Genomic DNA, 22,371 nt, shown 5'->3' on the forward strand with positions numbered 1-22,371 from the left:
AGAAATAATTTCATTGAAAAGTTTGAGGAAGAACAAAAAAAGCTGCCTGGCATAACCAAACAGCGTTTTTTGCTTTATTCGTTATTACTGCTCCAGTAATCCCCCCTTTTTCCAGTTCTCGAACACGAGAATAGTAGAGTCAGATAATTTAGCTCTTCTTGCCGGCATAAATCCATGTTCTCCCGGGTTCTTCTTAATGCTTTCGATAACATTATCAATCTCCGCTTTCATTGCAGCATAGGTGTTCAAAGGTTCCTTTTTACCCTGAGGAGGAATATGACAGGGGGAACAGTGTTTAACCACTAAAGGTTGAATATCTGTAACGTAAGTAACTTTAGTAGCAACTGTAGCATTCTGGGCTTTCTTCTTCGTGGTACAAAGCTGGAGAAGGAAGCTGGCTCCAATAAATAAAAATATGTAAACCTTTCTCATGTGAATTGATTGTGTCATCCCTAATGTATAAATATTCCCATTATTTAATCTTACAAAATTGTACACTACCCTTCATGTCACAAACTTGTTAAAACTCCGCTTGCTATACTTCTTACTTCTTCCTTTAATTCTACTGGTAAAACAATCTCTGCCCGGTCAGCAAACATTAAGTACCAGCGTGCAAAACCTGTAAGATAGGCGGTAAGAAAATGCATTTCTACTTTATCTCCAACGGTCCTTTCCGAGATCAGTCCATTATAGTATTTCTGCCCTTCCAGATAATGATGAATTTTCTTGCTGACCAGTAGCACTACTTCTTTTACATTGTGTTCCCTCGGTTTATAGTCTAAATACTCCTGCAGCGAGAGATGCTCTTTTTCAAAAGAAGATTCAGTAAGGCTGATGTTTGAAATCCTGTCTAACCGAAAATCCCGGTAGTCCTGCCGCATCCGGCACCAGGCGATTAAATGCCAGTAATTGTCGAGAAAAAATACACCTACCGGCTCCACGATCCGTTCAGATGCTTCCTGGCGATAGAAAGTAAAATAGTTGATGTGTAAGGCCTTCTTCCCCGAAATACTCTTCAATGTATTTTGCAATAAGTTTAGTTCTAGTGTACTTTCGCTTTTACGACGTGACTTCAACACAGTGATGCTCGAATCGATCTCTTCAAGGAAATCCTTCTCGGTGGATTTTAATACCGCTTTAATCTTATACATCGCAGAAGTGAAATCTGCTTTCAAAGAAGAATCTGTTAGTTGCTCTACCAGTTTTTCCGCCGTAAGAAAAGCAGTCGCCTCTTCCCGTGTAAACATAACAGGCGGAAGTCTGAATCCCTCTACTAGAGAATATCCTACACCAGCTTCCCCAATTATAGGAATACCAGCCTCTTCAAGCGTTTTTATATCCCGGTAAACAGTACGAAGACTAATGCCGAAGCGCTCTGCAATATCCTGAGCCTTCACTACCCTGCGGGTTTGAAGTTGGATAAGGATAGCAGATATACGGTCAATACGATTCATTTTATGACAGAACTGAGCTTGGGTAAAGCTAGCAAACTTTAGAAAACATACCCGCACTCAAAGTTAAAATACAGAAGCCGGGGTTCAACTAATCTGATTAAACTAAAACTGTTTATCTTTGCATATGCCGTATAAAGAACGTGAAATCAACAAGCTCTACTACACCATGGGTGAAGTAACTGAAATGTTTAATGTAAACGCTTCACAGATACGTTTTTACGAACGCGAGTTCGATATCATCCAACCTAAGAAAAACAAAAAAGGCAACCGGCTTTTTTCACCCGAAGACGTAGAGAACCTCAAAATTATTTTTAACCTCGTAAAAGACAGGGGCTTCACCCTTCAGGGAGCGAAAGACTATCTAAAAAACAATAAATCTGAAGTAAAAGAAAACCAAAAGATTATTGATTCGTTGGAACGCCTGAAACAGTTCCTTCTGGAGGTGAAGGAACAGCTGTAATCATACATCAGTGAAGGTACTCTTTGTTATTAATCCGAAATCAGGGAAAAAAGAAGGGGGAAATTTTGAGGCCGTAATTTCAGAAAAATCTCGGCAGCAGGGTTTTCAATTCTTAATCCACCGTTTGCATAAAGATATAAGTGAAAAGGAGATATTAGACGAAGTCAAAGAATACCAGCCGGATATTATAGCAGCGGCAGGGGGTGATGGAACGGTTAATTTTTTGTCGAGATTACTGATAAATCAACCCATCCCGCTTCTGATCGTCCCCCTTGGATCCGCCAATGGAATGGCTAAAGAATTAGGGATCCCTAATGTTGAATTCTCATTAAACCTTATAAGCAAGGGCGTAAAAAAGAATATTGACGTCCTTAATATTAATCAAAAGCTCTGCATCCACCTCGCTGATGTTGGATTGAATGCAAGGGTAGTCAAGCGATTCGAAAATGATAGCCGCCGCGGGATCACAACCTATGCCCGGCACCTTTTCAATGAAATCTTCCTGATTAAAAAATATCGTTTCTATATCACCCTGGATGATGGACCGGATATTATAAGGAAGGCAATATCACTTACTTTCGCCAATGCTTCTAAATATGGTACAGGTGCAGTGATCAACCCCTTAGGTAAAGTTGATGATGGACAATTCGAACTCGTCATAATAAAACCCTTCCCTAGAATCAAATTGCTTTCAATTGCCTGGAAGATGTTCACCGGAAAATTGAACACTTCTGAATATGCTGAAGTATTAACGTGTAAAAAAGCAAAGATCCGGACATCAAAGCGCACCACCTTACAAATTGATGGTGAAGTAATAGGAAAATTGAAAGAGTTTGAGATGGAGATCTTACCTCATGCCTTACCTGTAATTGTTCCTGAAACCGCTGAAGATCGCTCCTAAACGATTCAAAATCATTTTTACTCGCGGAAAAAAGCTCAGCAACTATCTCACATTTTAAAAAACTCTTTCACCATTCACGAGTTAAAAAAATATTAACAAGCTCTTATTCAAGCTACTTATGGAGTAAGATTTCTACCTGAATTAATTTTTAATAATTACTATCTATGAAATCAACCAACAAAACAGCTCTTATAACCGGAGCCTCAAATGGTATTGGCTATGAGTTAACAAAGCTTTTTGCAAAAGACGGTAACAACCTTGTTTTAGTTGCCCGAAATGAAGCAAGGCTAAATGAGGTGGCAAGAGAAATTCAAAATGAATATGCTAGCTTACAGGTGCATGTTATTGCCAAAGATCTTTCTGTTGACGGAGCTGCTGAGGAAGTCTATAATGAAACTCAAGACTTAGGAATAGAGATCAATTATCTGGTTAATGACGCGGGAATAGGACAGCGCGGCCTATTTTGGGAAACAGATTTTGAAAAAGACAAAGAGATCATACACCTTAATATTATTTCCTTAGTACATCTTACAAAGCTTTATTTAAAAGATATGGTAGCAAGGAACGAAGGAAAAATCCTTCAGCTTGCATCTATTGCCGCTTATCAGCCCACTCCTCTATTAGCTGTTTATGCCGCTAGTAAAGCCTTTGTGCTTTCTTTTGGGGATGCACTTATCAACGAACTAAAAGACACAAACATTACGATAACCTCCTTAATACCAGGACCTACCGACACCGACTTTTTCAATAAAGCTGATGCTGAACATACCGTGGCTGCACATAATACAGACGATGCAGCAAAGGTGGCAAAAGAAGGATACGAAGGCTTTTTAAAAGGCGAACACCACGTAGCCGCAACAGCTATGGTCGGAGCCCAGGCTGCCATGAGTACAGTAATGCCTAATGAAGCAGTTACAAAAATGGCACGAAAATATATGGAAGAAGATAAATCAAAATAATTAAACAAATCACATCTAACATTATGGGAAAAGATAAGAACGGATCGTTCCACCCGGCCAAAGGAAGGCCAACTGGTTCTCCGAAAGAAAGCACAGGTTTAAGAGATGCATTTGCTATTAACGATTTAGACAAGGATAATGAGTTATCTGAAAAGTATCTCGACGGCCCTGACGAACCAGCGGCAAATGTAAATGTCCGTCATATTAACAGACATACGGATAAAGGTGACGATAATGATGTGAACAGACAAGATTAGACATTCAATTTATGGAGATAATAACTAAAGAGGAATTTACCGCGCTTGGAAATTATCACGCTGATAATTGTATAAGCATTTACATTCCGACACATAGTTCCGGAATTGCAGTGAACGAACGATATGACCAGATCGTTTTTAAAAATAATTTGCAGAAAGCTAAAGTAGAGCTAACTGGAAAAGGGCTCGACAGCAGACAGGTAGAGTCCATTCTTACACCGGGTTTCGAACTTCTTAAAAATGAAGAGTTCTGGAACTTTCAATCGGAAGGTTTGGCTGTGTTTCTGGCCGACGGGTATTTTAAAGTATACCAACTACCCCTACCAGTAAAGGAAGAGCTCCTGGTAAACAGCTCATTCTTGCTAAACCAGCTACTTCCTGTAATGGAACGCAGACACCGCTTCTATATCCTCGTATTAAGTAAGCAGGACTGTAAGTTCTACGAGGCCGACCAGTTCGAAATGAAAAAACTGGAGGTAGAAGGGCTCCCTTATGGAATGGATGATGTGGTGCCCTTTGAGTTGAAAGAAAAAAGGCAGACTCATCGCCGTGCCGGTGCAGCTGCAGGTGAACGCGCAGTGGTTGGAGCTAACTTCCATGGCCATGGTTCAGGACTTTCAGATGAAGACGAATACCTGGTTCAATACCTGAAAGAAGTTGACCAGACTCTTTGGACTGAAGTGCTGCACAACCAACATGTTCCTTTGGTAATTGCTGCTGTAGATTATGAAATTGGCTTATATAAGCAGATTACCAACTATAAGCATATTTCTGAGGTAGCCTTACAGGGAAACTATCAGCATGAAGAACGTCATAGCCTTTATTTAAAAATAAGAGATAAAATGGCGACGTATTTCAGAGAATACTGCAACAAAGCTCTTAAAAACTTTTACGATAATACTACTACCAGGCTCTCGTTCACAACCCCTGAGGATATCATCCCGGCTGCCTTTTATGCACAAGTATCCGATCTGTTTGTCGAAAAAGGCCAGCATATCTGGGGCACTTTTGATGAAAAAGACAACAAACTGGTAATTCATCAGCAAAAACAGGAAAATGATGAATGCCTGATCAATAAGGCGATCTTCAAAACAATAATTAACGGAGGAGAGGTCCATTTACTCGACAGGGAGAAAATGCCTACACAAAGTCCTCTTGCTGCTTTCTTAAGGTTTGCTATTTAAATTGTTCATGGTGTTAACTAAGCCTTTCCAATGATAGGCTTAGTTTCATCTTGATTAGCAAACCGCCCAAAATCAACCCGGGCTTCCATAAAATCTTTCGCAAAAACAAAGCCGCACAGGAATACTGTACGGCTTTTAGTTTTTTAATTGTCTATCGAATTAATTCACTGCAATAGGTGTCATAGAAACACTATAGCTAACTAAAGTATTTGCCAGCTCATTCACGTTTCCACTAACAACAACATTTGAAAATGTATTAGTGATCATACCTAACCAGGTATACCCAACCTTCCAGTCATTGTTATTAATATAGATATTCTTACTGCCTGCTAAAGCCTGAGCGCGTACACAATGAGCATTCGTGTATACAGTATTGCCAGATACTGTAATGTCTGATACTACACGTGTAGCATTATAAGTACCCAATACAATTGCAGACGAATTTCCTGAAGACAGTCTGGTATCAACGATATTATTGGCTATTTTAACGTTATTCAGGTTATAACTTCCTCCACCTAACTGAATTCCTCCGGTATTGGCACCTTTAGTCTTTACGGTATTATTAGCAATCGTAACCATGGTAGCATCCTCGCCAATACCTCCCGAAATTGCAATACTTCCGGCCGCGATCGTATTATAACTAAGAGTATTGTAAGGTCCAAAGATCTCTAAACCACTTCTGTGATTACCCACACCACCGTTCATTACATTCTTAGTGATCGTAGTATTTCTGAAATAACCGGAAATACCATTTCCTCCCAAATTATTAGGGTCATTGAAAGTGTTGTTGGCAATAGTTGCATTTCTAACATATGCGGCTGCACACTCTATAGCAAACTGAATGGCATTTGTATTAGTGAAGGTATTACCCGAAATAGTAACATTGATGTTATCCTGGCTCTGTAATTGAAACGCAGGAGATGAAGTATTTTGTAATCCCCAGCGAGTGAACTGATTCCCTGTTGCGGTAACATCTTTTGTACCCCTAAGTTCTACTAAGCTACGTCCCGCATCTGTAAACTTACAGTTGATGATACTTAAGTTAGTAACCTGATAAGCATTTAAACCTTTAACCGTTAAAGTACCTGCATCGCGACTTCCAGAGAAAGTAACATTCTCAAAATATACTGTATTTACATTATCAGTTACATACATTGCAACTAGCTGAGCACCGGTATTACCCGCGAAGTTTGCATTTAACTTAATATTCTTGATCTTGATGTTGCTTTTCTGTGTAGGAACCCTGAAAACCCTTCTTCCGGAAGCAGAACCATTACTTAAAAAGATTTCAGTACTTTCTCCCTGGCCTTCTATTGATGCATTGGAAGGAATGATGATCTCGTCAGAGATAAGGAATTTTCCCGCAGGCAATACCAGGGTTTGACCTTTTGAAGCAAAAGAGTTAACCAGGTTTTGCAGAGCAGTCCGGTTATTCGTAGATCCATCTCCAGTCAAACCTACTGCATTTGGTACAGCCATCCCAGTACCTGAAGTTACCTCTGCAGCAGCAGGCTCTGCAGGAGCAGGAACTACCGGAGTTGTGGTTGTTGGAGCCGTTGTAGTACCTCCAGAAGAAGTGCCCGCACTTAACTTCTCTGTATACGGATAAATAGTTGCAGAAAAATTGTTAGGTGTAGTTACGTTATCTGTTCCCGTTAAGGTGATACCTCCGTTTTTGATATTTAAGCTACCACCAAAACTATTGTTTATAACAGATGATGAATTGAAAAATCCAAGAACGCCATTTCCCCCAATATTTTTAGCGTCATTGAAAATATTACCCTCGATCTTTGCTCCTGTAACCACTGCAGCAGCAGACTGAATAGCTCCCAAGCTTCCTATGCTATTAATGAAAGTATTGCCAGAGATACTAACATTGCTGTTATTTTGACTTGTTAAAGCAATTGCTGGTGATAATGCACCTTGTCCCGCCCATTTCTCAAAATAATTACCTTTTATTACCACGTCTTTTGCACCACGTATTTCAAGATCAGAACGACCACCTTGTGCAAACCAACAATTGATGAAAGAAATACCAACAACAGGATAGTCATTCATACCCTTAACTTCGGCAGAACCTCCGTCACGGCTTCCTACAAAGGTTACGTTTTCGGCATAAATTCCACTGGTATTATCTGTAACGTACAGGGCAGCCAGTTTAGACCCCGTATTCTGATCCTGATTCGCATTCAAACGGATATTCTTGATCCTAACATTCGTAGTTCTGGTAGGAATTCTAAAAACATTCCTGTTAGAAGTTGAACCGTTGGTCAACACAATTTCGGTTCCATCACCTGAACCCTCTATAGAAGTATTTGAAGGCAGGATAATCTCATCAGAAATGCGGAACTTTCCCTGAGGAAGTACAAGCACCTCATTTTTTAACGCTGCAGCATTTACAAGACTTTGAAGTTGCGATCTCGAATCGGTTAATCCATCCCCATCTAATGAAATACCGTTAACAGAAACAACCCCTACTTTTTCTGTAATTTGAAACTCTTGCTCATCAATAGAATTAAGACTGTCTTTCTTACAAGCAAAGAAGCTCAGGGCGGTAAAGACAAGAAGCCCCCGATAAAACATTTTCATAAAATAAACTCATTCACACTTGGCATTCTTTACGGAGTTGATTCCGTGGATGTTACAAAATTCTTAATGGAAGAATCAAGGCAATAAGATGTGGCGGCAGAAAAAATAAGACCGTGCCAAAAATTTCAATATTTCGAAAAACCTAATAAAAGGCTTTAAAAGAAGCACTTGCCATAGTGGAAAAATAGAATGTGCAAAAAAAGTGTAGAAAAAGTCACCAGATCGCCAAAACAATTAAAGCTGTTTGAACATTAATTCATCATCAAAAATTTGAAAAATAAAAATCCGGCTAGCTGAGAAATCGGTATCTTTGGTTTTTTATTTTTTCATAAAACAATTCCTTCAATTAGGAATTATATATCCAAGAGTTCGTTTTAGTATTAATAACATCAAAAAAATAATATTAAAATGAATTTTTAAAAAAACACTTAAAAAAAGGCCTTAGGCCGCTATTTACTTTGAAAAACTTGGAAAATGCAGTCCTTACCCCTGCAATTCTAAGCTAGTACCTGAAAAACAAATTGGAAAATGAAAAGAAACGTACTTCTATTAAACATCATTGTTTTATTAACGATCCTGGCTTCTTGTGGCTCGTACAGAAAAACAGCCTACTTCCAGGATTTGCAGAACAAATCCAGCAAGGAAGCTATCAACAACTTCACGCCGCTTACTATTCAGCCTGAAGATATTTTGGGGATCAATGTTAGCAGTTTAAACCCCGAAGCTTCTGCTATCTTTAATTACAATCTTAACACCGTAACCGGAACAAATCAGAACAACCCGAACAATCCTGTAATTGGATATCTGGTTGATCGTAAAGGCGAAATTCAATTACCATTGGTGGGCAACTTTAAGGTATCTGGTTTAACAACCTCACAAGTGAGAGACAATCTCCGCAAAGAACTTTTGAAATACTTAAAGGAGCCGGTAGTGAACATCCGACTTATAAACTTTAAGGTATCCGTAATGGGAGATGTTGCCAGACCAGGTGTTTACCAGGTACAAAATGAGCGACTTACAATTCCTGAAGCAGTAAGTATGGCCGGAGACCTGAATATAACAGCGCTGCGCAATAACATTACGCTCATACGTGAAACTAATGGTACACGTGAGTTTATTCCCGTGGACCTGACATCCAAAAACTTATTTAATTCACCATATTACTATTTAAAAAGCAATGACGTTATATACGTGCAACCTGGAAAAAACAAATACGCAAGTGTTGACAACAGTTACCGTACATTAAGTCTTTTGCTTTCAGCGTTATCTATCGCAGTTATCGTAATAACTCGTAACTAACGTAACACGTAATCTATCTTACCCCCTATGAAAACTGAAAAAATTTTACTCTCACCTGTAAGTGGCCGCCATGATGAAAATGATTCGTGGAGTTTAAAAGACGCAGTTGCGAAATATCTTTACCACTGGCCATTATTTCTGCTTTGCCTGGCACTCTCTATTACAGCGGCATATCTGTACCTGCAATACAATCAGCCCAAATACACGGTAAAAGCTAAGCTGCTTATTAAAGACCAGAAAGATAACGGAAATTCGCAAGCGGCATTGAAAGACATGCTAATGCCTTACCAAAGCGGAAAAAATGTTGAGGACGAAATAGAAATTATAGAATCTCGTGAATTAATGAGCCAGGTAGTAGACAAGCTACAGTTATGGGCTAATTATCAGGTACCTGGCAAGTTGTTCGATGATGAGATCTACTCTACAACACCTGTTAAGTTTAATATTGTAAAACCTACAGGACTGCTTACAAAATCAACGTTCGAAATCCTGATTAAGGATCAGAATCAGTTTGAGCTTGTGGGCGAAGACGGCGATTCAAAAACCTTCTCTTTCAATAACACCCTTAAGAATAAATTCGGTTCATGGAGACTTCAGAAAACCCCCGAGTTTGATGAGTATATCGGACAAACGGTAAGAATCACTGTTGAAGACCCAGAAATTGTTACCAGCAGATATCTTAATGCAGTTTCAGCTTTTCAAATGAATAAAAAAGCTTCAGTGGTAGAGCTTAGCATGAAAGATAAGGATGTAAAAAGAGGTAAGGATGTCCTGAATAACTTAATTACGGCATATAACAACTCTGCTCAGGATGAGAAGAAACAAATGTCTGCCGATGAACTGAAATTTATTGATGATCGTCTGGCATCTTTGAAAAAAGAGCTGTATTCAGTAGAGAAAGATGTGGAAGGATTTAGAAGCAGCAAGGGATTAACTGACATCTCTTCAGAATCCAAGCTATACCTGGAAAGTGTAAAAGACAATGACGCTAACTTAAGTGAGGTAAATGTTCAACTAAATATTATTAGTGGAATTGAACATTATCTTTCTACCAATAATCCTAATGGAGCTCCATCTACTATCGGTGTTTCTGATCCGAACCTCACCTCACTGATCAACAGCCTGGCTGAACTTCAATTAAAACGCCAACAGTTACTTGCTACCACACCTGAAGGTAACCCAGTGTTTGCAACTATCGACAATCAAATTGCAAGTACAAAGGCTGCAATCAGAGAGAATGTAAGAACCATGAAAAATTCCCTGGCTTCTACACGCAATCAACTGCAAGCAAATAATAATAGGTTCATGTCGAGCATCAAGGAGCTTCCAAGTGATGAGCGTCAGTTAGTGAGCATTAAACGTCAGCAAAGCATTAAAGAAAACCTTTACGTGTACCTTTTGCAAAAAAGAGAAGAAGCTGCATTGGGATCAAGTTCAAACCTTGCTTTCAGTAAAACTGTTGACGAGGCTTATGTCGACGGAACTGAAAGACCCTTAGCTTATACTTTCGCTCTTCTTGCGGGTCTTCTTGTTCCTACAGGATTATTGTTCGGCCGCAGATTATTAAACAACCGTGTTACTTCAGTAAAAGACATCGAGTTGCTTACTAACGTCCCCGTGTCGACAGAGCTCTTTTATGAAGAATCAGATTCTCCGATCGTTATCCAACCAAAGAGTGGATATATTGTAGGTGAACAGTTCAGATCTTTAAGAACCGACCTGCAATACCTGCATAATAAAAAAGACAGAGGCCGTGTTACATTGATCACCTCCAGTATTGCGAGCGAAGGAAAGAGCTTTGTAACCAGTAATCTGGGTGTAACGCTTGCTGCATCAGGAAGAAAAACCATCATTCTTGAGCTTGATATGCGTAAACCAAAGATCTCTCAGAACTTCAGCATGGATCAGCAAAAAGGTCTGAGCGACTTCCTGCAAGGACGCGCAAGCAAACAGGAGATCATTATTCCATCAGAATTCCATGCCGGCTTGTCCATCATCCCTACAGGAAGCATTCCTGATAACCCATCCGAGTTATTGGAACAAGTGGAACTTGACGAATTAATTAACTGGTTGAGAACAGAATACGATGATATCCTTATAGATACTCCTCCAATCTATCTGGTAACAGATGCATTAGTGCTTTCAAGATTAACTGATGCCGCCCTTTACTTAGTTAGACAAAACTATACTTATAAGGTTCATTTGGAATTCATTGAGCAATTGCACAAGGAGAACAAAATGCCTAAAATGAAGATCGTATTTAACGGCGTTCAGATGAAAGGCGAACACAGATACGGTTATGGATATTACGTTGACGGACAAAAAAACACAATACGTTCTGTGATGAAAGACATGTCCCGTCGATTAGCTATCACCGACTAGTTAGTTGAAAGTTTTAAGATCAGCCTTACTCTGTAAGAAACCGGCAGGCAGATTTAATAAGATCTGCCTGTTATAGCTGGTCAATGCTTACACTAAAAACATCTACCAATGTCTTCAAAGAATACAAAGCCTGTAGCAAGCTTAATGAAGAATTTCTTCTCCCTAAGCCTGGTACAATTCGCTAACAACTGCCTTCCATTATTAACAATGCCGGTTATTGCCCGGATTATTGGCCCTGATAAGTTTGGGGTGATAAACTTCTCGGCAGCGATAGTAACCTACTTTAGCTTGTTAATCAATTATGGCTTTGACCTTACAGCCACCCGTGCTATCGCTCAGAGCCGTGATAATGCAGAGGAAAGAAGTCGCATTTTCAGCAACATCCTGTTTGCTAAGATTTTCCTTCTGGGAATTTCTCTTCTTATATTCATCATAACCCTCTACACTGTTCCTCAGATGGCAGCAGATAAAACGCTGTTCATCTATACATACATCGCCTGTTTCTCGTTGGTGATCACTCCCAACTGGTTATATCAGGGCATGCAGGAACTGCATCAGATGGCCATTTTCAACTTTATTTCAAAGTTGATCTTCACCATATCCCTGCTTTTATTTATTAGGCAGCGTGAAGACTATATCTTGCAGCCACTGCTAACCAGCTTGTCTCAGATCGTCGTAGGCTTGGGCTCTTTTATCTGGGCTCTCAGGAAATATAAGATAAAGATCCACCCTGTTAGTTTTAACAAGGTATTTGAATTGCTTTGGACAGAGAAAATGATCTTCTTTTCCATGATCGTTGTAACACTGTATACCACTACAAATACCATAATCCTTGGTTTCGTTCAAACTAATAAGGATGTGGCCTTTTATACAGCAGGTTGGAAACTGATAATGATCATCCAAACTTTTGTTTCTCTTCCTTTACGCCTGTCACTGTTTCCTTTTATTGGAGAAAGTTTCGGTCGCAGTCAGACAGAAGGAGTGGCAAAGGTTAAACAAATTACACCCTTCATAACCATCTTCACTACCCTTGCAGGAATTGCCATCTGGATATTGGCGCCATGGTTAATTGAATTACTTTACGGGTCAGAGTTCCGGCAGGCTACAATAGTGCTTCGCATTCTTTGCTTTGTTCCAATGATCCTGGCTTTGGGCGACCTGTTCGGCATTCAAACAATGATCAATCTGAAGATGGATAAAGCATTCTTTCGGATCACCCTTCTAGGTTCTGTTATTGGCCTTGCATTGAATTACTCTTTATCCAAACAGATGGGAGCTGAAGGAACTTCATGGGCCTGGTTACTAACAGAAATTTTCATAACGGCAGCAATGTGGGTTTATCTGCACTTTAAAGAGATCTACCTGATTGATATAAACTACTTCAAGTACAAATATTTGATGGAAGTAGTAAGGCCATTTTACTATGTGCTGAAACAAAAAGTATACAAAGGCACCACATAAGGATACTTTAAAAAACTCGAAAAATCTATGAAAACTATTGCAGCTGTTGTTGTAACATACAATCGTTTAACGTTACTGAAAGATTGCATTGAATCATTAAGACGCCAGACGAAAAAACTAGACGCCATATTCGTAATAAATAATAGCAGTACTGATGGTACTAAAGACTGGCTTGATACTCAAACCGATCTCCACGTAGTACATCAGGAAAACGGTGGTGGAGCATTGGGCTTCTACCGGGGTATGAAGGAAGCATACAATAAAGGCTTCGACTGGATCTGGATGATGGACGACGATGTCGAGCCATTAACTACCTGTCTCGAAGAAATGCTTGAAGCTAATACTGAAGCAGGAAATGTTTATGATGTTCTTCAGCCAGACAGAAAGTTCTTCAACTCTGACTCAGAATGGAGATACGGATCTGAGTTCAATTTCAGAAACCCCTTTAAACCGGAAGCTATCAAGCCGATCAAGTCTTCCGACTTTAAAAATGAACGTATTAGAAAGATCGTTTCTTTTCCTTTCGAAGGTCCAATGTTTTCAAGAGACGTTATCGAAAAAGTTGGCTTTGCAGACAAAAGATATTTTATCCTGTATGACGACACTGATTATTCAGCCCGCGTATTTAAGGCTGGATTTAAAGTTGGATTTGCCCGCAATGCAGTAATGATCAAAAAGATCAATAATCCGGCAATGGGTATTAATGTTGATTGGAAATTGTATTACCAGATCCGCAATCAGATAATTCTTGATAGGAAACACGGAACACCATATATCACCGTTTCAAGGGCTATTGTAAGTAATGTAAAAAGAGTTTTAGCTGTAGTGAAACTGTCAGTGAAAAAGAAGACCTTCTCAGATTTCCCTAAAAATGTATCAGCAATCGCAAAAGCGGTATCTGACGGGTTTAGGTTTGAACTGGCAGAGCAATAACGTTAAAATAAGGATTAACATGAGCTCATTAAATGTACCAGCAATATATGCTTTAAAAATAGCGCGAAAGGCCTATGGGAAGCTTTTCGATGCCGCGAAGTTTTCGAATATAAAAGAATTTTCGCCAGACCAGTATGCAAGTACCTTGATTGAACAGGGCTTACGTACTGATAAACCATTTATGGTTGCCAGATTAGGGGCTGTAGAGCTTTCCAGCATTGCAAATTACTACAGTGTTAAGAATCATCATAACAACTTTCTGGGCTATATAAAAGGAGATTCAGAGGCGTTTTGGTGGGATAATAAAACACTGCAGAACATGAGTACCAACGCTGGATTTTTCCCCTCCACACCGCAGAACCTGGAGAAATTCGCAAGACTAATGCTCGATGACATGTCTCAACTGGATATTCTGGGATCATGGCTATGGCAGGAGAAACTTTTTCAAAAACAACTTTCTCACGCTAAAAAAATAAGTCTGTTCGACCTCGAACCCTATAACCACTCAAATCCCTGGAGCTATGCTCTGGAAGGACGCCGGGTTCTGGTAGTTCATCCTTTCGTAGATAGTATCAGACAACAATATACTAAACGGGAACTGCTATTCCCTAACCCAAAGGTATTACCACAGTTCGAACTTAAAACGATCCGTGCAATTCAATCTATTGCCAATAATTATACTGGCTTTAAAGATTGGTTTGAAGCACTGGATTATATGAAAGACCAGATCTCCAACACAGAGTTCGACATTGCCATCATTGGTTGTGGCGCTTACGGTTTCCCACTCGCTGCACACGTAAAAAGAATGGGAAAAAAAGCTGTGCACTTAGGCGGCGCAACACAAGCATTATTTGGAATTAAAGGCAAGCGTTGGGAAGAGAAAAAAGAGCATCAGATAGTTGCCAAAATGATGAACGAACACTGGATCCGTCCGTTAAGTTCGGAAACCCCTGAAGGGATTAGTAAAGTTGAAGGTGGCTGTTACTGGTGACAAACAAAAGGTTTAACAAATTGATTATACGATCGATATTTAAAATATTTACCCTTGAGAGCGTCAGTAAAACTATTTAATTATAAAATATATCTCAAAGAATTTTTAACAATATTCTTCTGTTATTTTTTCTTTGAACAAGCCCTGTCCTGGATTTTCACGCAAAATGCTCAGTTAAATAACGTTACTGTTAAAGGGATTAGCATATGCATCTATGCTTATATCTTAACACAGATAAAGGAGCTTAAGACAGGTGAGAAATTATTTGTTGGGATATTCACAGTCCTGATGGTAAAACTGGTTTCAGAATCACTTCTGCAATATCGCTCGGTATTTGCACACTTCCAGGTATTCTACGTGATCTTCCCGGTAGTATATACCGTCTTTATCAAACACATTTTAAGAAAGTGGCAAGCCAATATCCTTGAATTTGTTGCCGGATTCTATCTTCTTATATACTTGGTATTCATGGCATTGTTCGGCCACGATTTCTCGTTCAGCCTGAATGAAACTGCCAATACAACTGGTCCCTTCTCCGGCGATACACGGATACTCCATGCGCAATCCGTATATATGATGATCATACCTTTTTTATGGTATCTGAATAAGTTCATTACGACTAAAAAAGGAGGCGATTTCTTTCTGTTCCTGCTTTGTTTTGTGATCATTTTAATACACAACCACCGTTCTGTATGGAGCTCCGCAATTTTCGCTGTTCTGATTTACTTTATGGTGCTGATCAGAAATAGTAAGAGTTCCCTGGGAGGAGTTACTACCTTTTTCGCAATCATTATTTCTCTAGCCCTGTTTTCTCTAACTATAGTGTCAAGTGTCGCTCCCGAAATACTTGGAAACTTTGCCGATCGTTTCAGCGAAATCTTAAACCCTGGAAAAGAGGGAAGTACAGGTGGGTTCAGGCTTGAACAAGCTGCTATTTATATGGCTTACATACTTGAAAAGCCCTTCCTGGGATGGGGCTTCGAAGGTTTTGAGCTGGACAATCCGTATGTCGACTGGTGGGAAAGCGGTACCGGACACCACTTCCACCATGGTTATATTGAAATACTGTTCTACCACGGACTTGTGGGCTTATTGCTCAAATACTCGTTTTTGGTGTACATTTTGTATAAAGGGTTTAGCAAGAAATTAAATAAAGAATCAATCATTCTGATTCCTTTCTGCATCAGCGGTTTTCTTTTCTCATTCAACTACACCCTGCCCCTGGTCTTCTGGGGACATGTTGGAATGTGCCTCTATTACCTGGAGAAGTTACCGCTTTACTATTATGTAGAGGAGAGTGATGAGTTGATCCTAAAAGAAGATTAAGTATTCCTATTGACTGTAATTAAAAAGAATATTAACTGTAAAATTATCTATTATGAATCACATCTGTACCTGGCTGTGTGCGGATAAAAAAGGCGAGGAAAGTGTATTTCCTCAGTCCGGACAAAAATCCTCCAGTCAAAGTCATCAAAACATTTACTGGAGATGTTTGATCGTATTTTTTATCACCAGTAAACGTTTTAATAAAAGGGAGAAACATGTTCTCTTTACTAACGTAAGCCAACTGCCCGAAATTGACGGCAAAAAAGTTAGTGATATACTTCGTGATCTGGATGTTGAAATCATTCGTACTGATTTTAAATATAAAACCCCTAAAGGGTACCATGGATGCTTTCAAAACCAGTTCTATGAATTTTCAATACTTGAACACATAGCACTCAACAATAATAATCCTGAAGATAAATACCTCATTCTAGACTCGGATTGTTTATTTATCAAGCCTGCATTCCGCTTGTTCCAGGAAGCTGAGAAAAATGGATTTATTTCTTTCGAAATAGATAGCCCGGCGGACTACGTGATCAACGGACTAAGCAGACGCCAGATGCAGAAGGTATTTAGCGAACTATTGGAAAAAGAGGTCGCGGAAGTGCCTTCATACCACTTAGGTGAGTTCCTGCTCTGCAGCGTTGGAAATATTAAAAAGATTTATCAGGATTTTCTAGAACTATGGCCGAAACTTTTACAAAGACATGCGCTGGGCTTGGATAAATTGAATGAAGAAGCTCACACGTTGAGCTACCTTTATTACAAAAACGATCTGCATCCCAGCAGAAACAATATTTTTATTAAACGGATTTGGACCAATCCTCTATTCTACCGGAATGTAAGTACCACTGATGTTAATTTAACTATCTGGCATCTTCCAGCCGAGAAGACCTTTGGTTTTGCTAAACTCTATGAGCTGTTCGTTCTGAAATCAAATAACTACGGACGTTCGATCCTGAACTATGAGTATCAGGAGATGGTGCAGGAAGCAATGACGGTTCCATACTTACCGGTAGTACGTAAATTTAATTACTACACCATCAGCTGTTATAAAGCATTTATGAAAAAGGTAAGGAATTTTAACCTCAAAAATGTAAAGCTAAGAGCATTGCCCAATCCGGCATAATAAGCATCTACACCCTACATCTGCCTATGAACAACATGTGCGGCAGAAAAAATTCCGCACATGTTTGTTTCGTCGCTATTAGTTAACCGCGATCAAGGTCTTGATCCAACAAATGAAACAATACGATGAAAAAACGAATTGCTGTTTTATTAACGACTTTCAACAGGAAACAAAAAACGCTTAATTGCTTAAAGAGCCTGTTCGGTCAGAAACTTCCTGAAAACACTTCTATCGAAGTCCATCTTACTGACGACGGTTCATCTGACCGTACCGGTGCTGCTGTGGAGTTCTACTACCCGGAAGTCAAGGTTTATTACGGATCAGGTAATCTTTTCTGGGCAGGAGGAATGCGCAACTCCTGGAGAAAGGCATTAGCAGGCAATTATGACTATTACCTGCTGTTAAACGACGATACTGCACTCAACGACAACGCTCTGGAGCAATTATTAAAATACAACCTTTCTGCAGAAACTAAAGGAGAACCCAAGGCAATTTGCGTAGGAGCTACCTGCAATGAAGAAGGAAAACTAACCTACGGAGGAAAGAAGCTCAAGTCCAAATTCTTCTTAAAAAGTCAGTCGGTTCATAGTGATAACGAATTTGTTGAATGCGATCTTGGCAATGCCAACATCATGCTGGTACCTAACGAAGTTGTAAAAAGGATCGGCATTCTTTCAGATACCTTTACTCACGGTATAGCCGATTATGATTACACATTAAAAGCTAAAAAAGCAGGCTTTAAAGTTCTTACAGCACCAGGCTTCTTGGGCGTTTGTATCCATGATCATGGAAATAACTGGAAATCCGCAAATGTTCCGCTTAGAGAAAGGATCAAATACCTGATGAGCCCTAAAGGATTGGCTTATCACGAGTACCTGGCTTTTATAAAAGATCACTTCCCTTTATCCTACCCGGGCACTTTTTGTAAGCTCTGGCTTAAAACTTTTTTCCCTTTGATCTGGAGCACTTTTAAAAAATAAAGTCGTATGGCCTCTACTTACCCTGTTATCATATTCTGCTTCAAAAGGCAAGATCATCTTAAACAAACCATTGATTGTTTGAAGGAGAACTATTTAGCTCCCGACACAGATCTCTATATATTTTCAGACGCCGCAAGACGTTTGGATGAAACTGCAGATGTTAGCGATGTTCGAAATTATTTAAGAACGGTAACAGGCTTTAAAAGCGTGACCATTAAAGAAGCGGTAGAGAACAAAGGACTGGCAAAATCAATTATCAGTGGAGTTACGGAAGTGCTGGAGCAGCATGATGCTGCTATCGTTTTGGAAGATGATCTTTTAACCAGTAAAAACTTCCTCAACTTTATGAATCAGAGTCTGGTTCATTATCAAAATAATCTGAAGGTATTCTCAGTAGCGGGCTATACCTTCCCTATTAGAAAACCAAAAGATTTTCAGCACGACAACTACTTTACCATGCGCGGCTCCTCATGGGGCTGGGCAACCTGGAGAAACCGCTGGGAGACGGTTGACTGGGAAGTAAGTGACTGGAAAGAGTTTTCTAACGACAAGGGCGCACAAAGGGAATTTAATAGAATGGGTAGCGACCTGTCAGGAATGTTAGCTAAACAGATGGACGGGAAAATTAGCTCCTGGGCTATCCGATGGTGCTATCACCAATTCAAAACAAGCACCTATACCGTCTTCCCAACAGTTTCTAAGATCCAAAATATTGGTTTTGGTTCTGCAGCTACCCATACTAGCGCGGTTATGCAATCAAGATTTGCAACCGTGCTGGACAATTCGGGAAAAACCGATTTCAACTTTAATGATAAGGTAAGTTTACAACCCGACCTCATCAAGCAATTTATAAACAGATACAGCATTTTAACTCGCCTTAAATACAAGGCGATGGGATATATATTTAAATAACACACCTATGAAACAAGCGGCAATTATTACTATTTGGTTTGGTAAACTTCCTGCCTACTTTCCTTTATGGGTACGCTCATTAAAGGCTAATGAGAACTTTGACTTCCTGCTATATACAGACCAGATTGTAAGCTTAAAAAGTTTACCTGAAAACTTGAAGGTACATAGTATTACGTTTTCTGAACTGAAAGATCATATATCGAAAACATTAAACCTGAAGGCGGCGGCCGAGGCTCCTTATAAATTATGTGATTTCAGGCCTGCATACGGTGAGATCTTTGCAGAGGAATTGAAAGATTATGAATTCTGGGGTCACTGCGATATCGATCTGATGTTCGGCAAATTGGATAATTTTATTACAAGGGATATACTTCTTTTAAATAGAAAAGTATTTAATCGCGGGCACCTTACACTATTCAGGAACGAAGCTTCTGTTAACAGTCTTTATCGTTCATCCAAAAACATTGATTATAAGATGATTTTCGAATCGCCTGAATACTACATGTTTGATGAATGGCACGGCATCCATAAAGTATTCAAAGAATACGGAATAGAACAATACCATCAGGAGTGTATTGCAGACATTGAAGCTAACGCTGCAAGATTTGTATGCACCAAGATCGAAAATTATAAAAAACAACTATTCATCTGGGAGAATGGGGTTGTGAAACAATACTATCTGCAAAACGGGGAGTTAAAGCACCGGGAACTGGCCTATATTCATTTTCAGAAAAGGAAGCTGCAGGTATCAACACCTAAAGTATTCAGCAGCAAATCAGTGATCTTCACTCCTTTCAGCTTTGTTCCTTTTGATGGAGAAGTTACACCTGCTTTGATCCGCAAGTTTGACAAAGGGAATTATAACCATTACCTGAAACGCCAGTCCGACCGGATCCTCAAGAAATTAAATTTGCTGTCGCCCGGGCCTGTTATTTTCAATCAGACCTTAAAATCGATTGAAATGACTGCATAATTATAAATAGGATTTTTAACTGTAACTGTAATTAAATTGAAAATACTACTTATACATACATCATATGCAGAACGAGGAGGGGAAGACTCTGTTTTCTCGAATGAGGTTGACCTGCTTTCGGAAGTAGCTGAGGTAGACACTTTAACTTTTACCAATACCGGGTCAACCCTTAACGTTGTAAAGAAATTCCTCCTGGCTCCCTGGAATTTTGAGGCAACTTCAAAGTTGAGAAAGAAAGTCAAAGAATTTAAGCCGGATGTGATACATATTCACAATTGGCATTTCGCTGCCTCCCCTGCTATTATCAGAGCAGCTAAGAATATGGGAATACCTGTAGTAATGACATTGCATAACTACCGGCTTCTTTGTCCATCTGCAAATCTATTCTTTGACGGAAAGATCTTTACAGATAGCTTAAAAAAAGGCTTCCCGTGGAAAGCGGTTTTTAAGAAAGTGTACCGAAACTCTGCGGTTCAAACATTCTGGTTATCTTTTGTTCTCCAACTACACAGAGGTATTGGCACCTGGAAAAAAGTGGACCAATATATTGCTCTCACAGATTTCGGCAAAGATCTTTTTCTGAAATCCAATCTGCGACTTAATACCGATCAGGTAGTAACGAAGGGAAACTTTGTTTTAGACAATGGCTTCGCCATGGAAGGCAGGCAAAAGCATTTCCTATACGTAGGGCGGTTAACGAAAGACAAAGGCATAGAGGTACTTCTAAATGCTTTCTCAAAGACAAACGCCGAACTTAAGATAATCGGAGACGGACCATTAAAAGACCAGGTATTAGAAGCTGCGAAAGAAAATCCAAGGATAATCTATGAAGGGTTGAAAAAGCATTCCGAAATAGACGCTGAAATGAAAAAAGCCTCAGCGCTTATATTTCCTTCGGTTTGGTACGAAGGAATGCCTATGACAATACTTGAAGCATTTTCTTCCGGCACTCCTGTAATAGCCAGCAACCTTGGAGCAATGAAGAGTTTGATCACAGATTGCTACAATGGACTATTATTTGAGGCAGGAAACGACTTGTCTCTGGAGCGTACTATAGAACAATGGGAACATTTGGAAAAAGGCGAGAAAGAAAATTACAGGCTTGCAGCAAGAAGAACGTTTGAACAGCATTATACGCCTGAACGGAACCTTAACTCGATACTTTCAATTTACAAAAAAACAATAGATCAAACTTACAATTTAAATAATTGTAATAATATAAAGCAGTTGGCATTAAAATAGCTAGTTGGCTTTAGCATCTACATCTATATTTACATCTACTACTATGAACTATGATACTCTTACCTATGGAAATACTTCAGTCCTGGAGTTTCCGGTCTACAACATGGGCCTTGAACAGCTGGATTTGAATCGAAAGACGCTTATTAATACCATTAATCAATACTCTTATATTGTTACCCAGAAAGACACTGCATTCAAGAAAGCTCTAATGGAGTCGGATGTGCTTTTGCCTGATGGAGTAGGGATTGTTTTTGCCTCACAGCTTCTGAACGGACAAAAAATTAAAAAAATAGCAGGAGCAGATATACATAAATATCTTCTTGAGCAACTAAATGCTAAAGGAGGCAAATGTTTCTATCTGGGTTCAACAGAAACAACATTAGGCAAAATAAAAGAGCACCTAACGGAAGAATACCCCAATGTGAAGGTCGAAACCTATTCTCCTCCCTACAAGCCTGAGTTTGATGAGGAAGATAACAAGCGAATGATCGCAGCAGTGAACAGCTTTAATCCAGATGTTCTTTTTGTTGGAATGACAGCTCCAAAACAAGAAAAATGGGCCCATGCTCACAAACAGCAATTAAATGCAAAGACCATTTGCTCTATTGGGGCCGTTTTTGATTTCTATGCAGGAACAGTGAACAGACCTAAGCAGATTTGGATAAATTTGGGTTTAGAGTGGTTTATAAGGCTGGTAAATGAGCCGAAAAGAATGTGGAAAAGGTACCTTTATTATGGCCCCAAGTTTGTTTACGAATTGATAAACAAAAAAATTCAACAATTTCACTAAAAATTAACAAAAGAATTAACAAAGTGTCGTTTTTAGTTATAAATTTGCAATAACATAAAACAAAAAGTACAATCTACCTGTACTTTAGTTATCTATCTACTTGGTACATCTAACTACAACTACAACTATGAAAAACAAAACTTTACCCA

At 39.3% G+C, this 22,371-nt stretch carries 20 protein-coding genes; 17 read left to right on the forward strand and 3 right to left on the reverse strand.

The window, feature by feature from the left end:
* Positions 1 to 84 precede the first annotated feature (84 nt).
* Positions 85 to 432, reverse strand: a complete 348-nt coding sequence (locus J4N24_RS02485) for a c-type cytochrome (RefSeq protein WP_207532050.1) — start codon at positions 430 to 432, stop codon at positions 85 to 87.
* 77 nt (positions 433 to 509) lie between these two features.
* Positions 510 to 1,454 carry a helix-turn-helix transcriptional regulator gene (locus tag J4N24_RS02490; RefSeq protein WP_207532051.1) on the reverse strand — a complete coding sequence of 315 codons (945 nt, stop codon included), beginning with the start codon at positions 1,452 to 1,454 and terminating at the stop codon, positions 510 to 512.
* Positions 1,455 to 1,578: 124 nt separating this feature from the next.
* On the opposite strand from J4N24_RS02490, the gene J4N24_RS02495 reads away from it, so the two are divergent.
* The 5 genes from J4N24_RS02495 (at position 1,579) to J4N24_RS02515 (ending at position 5,215) form a co-directional block, all read left to right on the forward strand.
* Positions 1,579 to 1,914 carry a MerR family transcriptional regulator gene (locus J4N24_RS02495; protein WP_207421469.1) on the forward strand — a complete coding sequence of 112 codons (336 nt, stop codon included), beginning with the start codon at positions 1,579 to 1,581 and terminating at the stop codon, positions 1,912 to 1,914.
* Between the two features lie 10 nt (positions 1,915 to 1,924).
* Positions 1,925 to 2,815: a diacylglycerol/lipid kinase family protein gene (locus tag J4N24_RS25820; RefSeq protein ID WP_207532052.1), complete on the forward strand. Its 891-nt coding sequence runs from the start codon at positions 1,925 to 1,927 to the stop codon at positions 2,813 to 2,815.
* Between the two features lie 164 nt (positions 2,816 to 2,979).
* On the forward strand, positions 2,980 to 3,774 hold the full coding sequence (locus J4N24_RS02505) for an SDR family NAD(P)-dependent oxidoreductase (RefSeq protein WP_207532053.1): 795 nt from the start codon (positions 2,980 to 2,982) through the stop codon (positions 3,772 to 3,774).
* A gap of 23 nt (positions 3,775 to 3,797) precedes the next feature.
* Positions 3,798 to 4,031 carry a hypothetical protein gene (locus tag J4N24_RS02510; RefSeq protein WP_207532054.1) on the forward strand — a complete coding sequence of 78 codons (234 nt, stop codon included), beginning with the start codon at positions 3,798 to 3,800 and terminating at the stop codon, positions 4,029 to 4,031.
* An 11-nt stretch (positions 4,032 to 4,042) separates the two neighbouring features.
* Positions 4,043 to 5,215, forward strand: a complete 1,173-nt coding sequence (locus J4N24_RS02515; RefSeq protein WP_207532055.1) for a baeRF7 domain-containing protein — start codon at positions 4,043 to 4,045, stop codon at positions 5,213 to 5,215.
* A gap of 159 nt (positions 5,216 to 5,374) precedes the next feature.
* On the opposite strand, the gene J4N24_RS02520 is transcribed toward J4N24_RS02515, so the two are convergent.
* Complete coding sequence (locus tag J4N24_RS02520; protein WP_207532056.1) at positions 5,375 to 7,804, reverse strand: glycosyl hydrolase family 28-related protein; 2,430 nt, start codon at positions 7,802 to 7,804, stop codon at positions 5,375 to 5,377.
* A 528-nt stretch (positions 7,805 to 8,332) separates the two neighbouring features.
* Here J4N24_RS02520 and J4N24_RS02525 point away from each other — a divergent pair.
* The 12 genes from J4N24_RS02525 (at position 8,333) to J4N24_RS02580 (ending at position 22,222) form a co-directional block, all read left to right on the forward strand.
* On the forward strand, positions 8,333 to 9,103 hold the full coding sequence (locus tag J4N24_RS02525) for a polysaccharide biosynthesis/export family protein (protein WP_207532057.1): 771 nt from the start codon (positions 8,333 to 8,335) through the stop codon (positions 9,101 to 9,103).
* 27 nt (positions 9,104 to 9,130) lie between these two features.
* Positions 9,131 to 11,485, forward strand: coding sequence for a GumC family protein (locus tag J4N24_RS02530; RefSeq protein WP_207532058.1), 2,355 nt, complete (start codon positions 9,131 to 9,133; stop codon positions 11,483 to 11,485).
* A gap of 108 nt (positions 11,486 to 11,593) precedes the next feature.
* Entirely contained in the window at positions 11,594 to 12,946 is a 1,353-nt protein-coding gene (locus J4N24_RS02535) for a flippase (protein ID WP_207532059.1), read from the forward strand.
* Between the two features lie 27 nt (positions 12,947 to 12,973).
* Positions 12,974 to 13,879 carry a glycosyltransferase family 2 protein gene (locus J4N24_RS02540; protein WP_207532060.1) on the forward strand — a complete coding sequence of 302 codons (906 nt, stop codon included), beginning with the start codon at positions 12,974 to 12,976 and terminating at the stop codon, positions 13,877 to 13,879.
* A gap of 19 nt (positions 13,880 to 13,898) precedes the next feature.
* Positions 13,899 to 14,870 carry a hypothetical protein gene (locus tag J4N24_RS02545; RefSeq protein ID WP_207532061.1) on the forward strand — a complete coding sequence of 324 codons (972 nt, stop codon included), beginning with the start codon at positions 13,899 to 13,901 and terminating at the stop codon, positions 14,868 to 14,870.
* Between the two features lie 54 nt (positions 14,871 to 14,924).
* Positions 14,925 to 16,196 (forward strand): O-antigen ligase family protein, encoded by a 1,272-nt coding sequence (locus J4N24_RS02550; protein ID WP_207532062.1) that lies wholly within the window; start codon positions 14,925 to 14,927, stop codon positions 16,194 to 16,196.
* Between the two features lie 52 nt (positions 16,197 to 16,248).
* Entirely contained in the window at positions 16,249 to 17,325 is a 1,077-nt protein-coding gene (locus tag J4N24_RS02555; protein ID WP_207532063.1) for a hypothetical protein, read from the forward strand.
* A gap of 125 nt (positions 17,326 to 17,450) precedes the next feature.
* Positions 17,451 to 18,305 carry a glycosyltransferase family 2 protein gene (locus J4N24_RS02560; RefSeq protein ID WP_207532064.1) on the forward strand — a complete coding sequence of 285 codons (855 nt, stop codon included), beginning with the start codon at positions 17,451 to 17,453 and terminating at the stop codon, positions 18,303 to 18,305.
* A 6-nt stretch (positions 18,306 to 18,311) separates the two neighbouring features.
* Positions 18,312 to 19,217, forward strand: a complete 906-nt coding sequence (locus J4N24_RS02565) for a sugar transferase (RefSeq protein ID WP_207532065.1) — start codon at positions 18,312 to 18,314, stop codon at positions 19,215 to 19,217.
* A gap of 7 nt (positions 19,218 to 19,224) precedes the next feature.
* A complete protein-coding gene (locus J4N24_RS02570; protein ID WP_207532066.1) occupies positions 19,225 to 20,190 on the forward strand; it encodes a DUF6625 family protein in 966 nt (321 codons plus the stop codon).
* Positions 20,191 to 20,226: 36 nt separating this feature from the next.
* Complete coding sequence (locus tag J4N24_RS02575) at positions 20,227 to 21,432, forward strand: glycosyltransferase (protein ID WP_207532067.1); 1,206 nt, start codon at positions 20,227 to 20,229, stop codon at positions 21,430 to 21,432.
* A 43-nt stretch (positions 21,433 to 21,475) separates the two neighbouring features.
* Positions 21,476 to 22,222, forward strand: coding sequence for a WecB/TagA/CpsF family glycosyltransferase (locus tag J4N24_RS02580; protein ID WP_242691475.1), 747 nt, complete (start codon positions 21,476 to 21,478; stop codon positions 22,220 to 22,222).
* The last annotated feature ends 149 nt before the right edge of the window (positions 22,223 to 22,371 follow it).

Source organism: Desertivirga arenae (assembly GCF_017355785.1).
Lineage (GTDB): Bacteria > Bacteroidota > Bacteroidia > Sphingobacteriales > Sphingobacteriaceae > Desertivirga > Desertivirga arenae.